This window comes from Streptomyces sp. NPDC102451 (genome assembly GCF_044765485.1).
Classification (GTDB): Bacteria; Actinomycetota; Actinomycetes; order Streptomycetales; family Streptomycetaceae; genus Streptomyces.
Map to the genome: position 1 here is coordinate 1 of NZ_JBIWKD010000057.1, position 1,428 is coordinate 1,428.

Here is a 1,428-nt window from a genome sequence, read left to right on the forward strand (position 1 = left end):
GGGAACTGCTTGCCACGAGCCATGGCAGACCACTTCCACCCGCAGGCCGCCACGCGACCTGCCGTTCAGGTGTCGGCATCGAAGGGGTCACTTCAAAGAACACCGCGACCCACCAGCGATACAAGTTCGTTGTGCGAGTGCTGAAGAACGTGGAGAACGACCTCACAGCCCAGGGCGTCATCGAGGCCCTGCCCTCCTACTTCTCCGAGTGCCTGATCTACAACGTGCCCAATCCCGTCTTCTTGAACGGGGACCTCGATGACGCCGTCAGCGCGAGCTTGGCTGAGGTCTACCGACAGCTCGACTCAGCCACCGAACGCCAGCTCATGCAGGAACCAAACGAGATCAAGATGCTCTTTGGTTCGGAGCAGAAGTGGAGGGAGCAGGATGCCCTGGACCTGATCCTCCACGGCTGGCGCTACCTGAATTACGGAGGCTGAGGATGAACCAGGCCACCGCCCTTCGGACCGGCGCCACCATCGCCACCATCGCCACCACGATCTACACCGGCGTACTAGTGGCCTTGGGCCTGTACCCGTCCGAGTTTCGCTACCTGTTCGCCTACGTCCCATCTGTCGTCGGCTATGGCGTACTCGCCTTCGACAAATGGGCCTGGCATTGGCCTGGTATCCACCGTCTTACTGGCCGCCCATGGGCCACGGGGACATGGCGTGTTGTGTTGTCCCCCAGCCCCGACAGCCACATCCCCGAAGGGGGTAACCGGGGCCCGATCACGACATACATGACCATCGAGCAGACGTTCTGGAGCCTGCACGCGATGCTCCGCACCGCGGAAAGCACCTCCCACTCCAGCAACGCCACTCTCAATGCCCCCGAGAACTCCAGTACGTGCGAAATCGGGTTCCTCTACGAGAACAGACCTCGTGTCGAGCATCAGCACCGTAGTCCTCGGCACGAGGGTGCTTGCCGTATAGCGGTCACCGGTCTGTCTCCCAAGGTCGCCTCGGGTCACTACTACACGAGCCGCTTCACCGCTGGAGACATGGATTTCACTTTCCTCGACCGGTCCACCGACTACGGCACTTTCGCCGAAGCGCAGGACGCCGACCCTCAGCACCGCTCCGCCTGACCCAGCCTTCCTACGCCTCGAAGTGCCGGAGCTGCCGCCGCGATACACAGAGGGTGGGTGTCGTGTCGTGGGACAGCGCAAACCCATTCTGACTTCGGGAAACCGTTGGCCCATGCGCCCGGACCTTGCCAGAATCATGAGGGTGAAGGCAACGCAGATACGCCGGCAGCACCTCGTCTCGCAGGTCCTGCTCAAGCAGTTCACCACAGCCGGGCCGGAAGGCAGCGGCCTTCAGTTGCGTCCCCCTCTCTATCAGCCTTGGGTGAGACATCCCGTCTTGTCGGGTTAGCCTGAGAGGGCACGGTAGGAGAAGCACCCCTTATGACCAGCATCGAACC

General features: G+C 62.0%; 2 protein-coding genes. Both read left to right on the plus strand.

Annotation, left to right across the window (positions count from 1 at the left end; translation table 11 throughout):
• Window positions 1-440: hypothetical protein (locus tag ACIRD8_RS37830; RefSeq protein ID WP_404002330.1), on the plus strand; the 440-nt coding region annotated here is incomplete at its 5' end.
• A 2-nt stretch (window positions 441-442) separates the two neighbouring features.
• Window positions 443-1,090, plus strand: a complete 648-nt coding sequence (locus ACIRD8_RS37835) for a hypothetical protein (RefSeq protein WP_404002333.1) — start codon at window positions 443-445, stop codon at window positions 1,088-1,090.
• The last annotated feature ends 338 nt before the right edge of the window (window positions 1,091-1,428 follow it).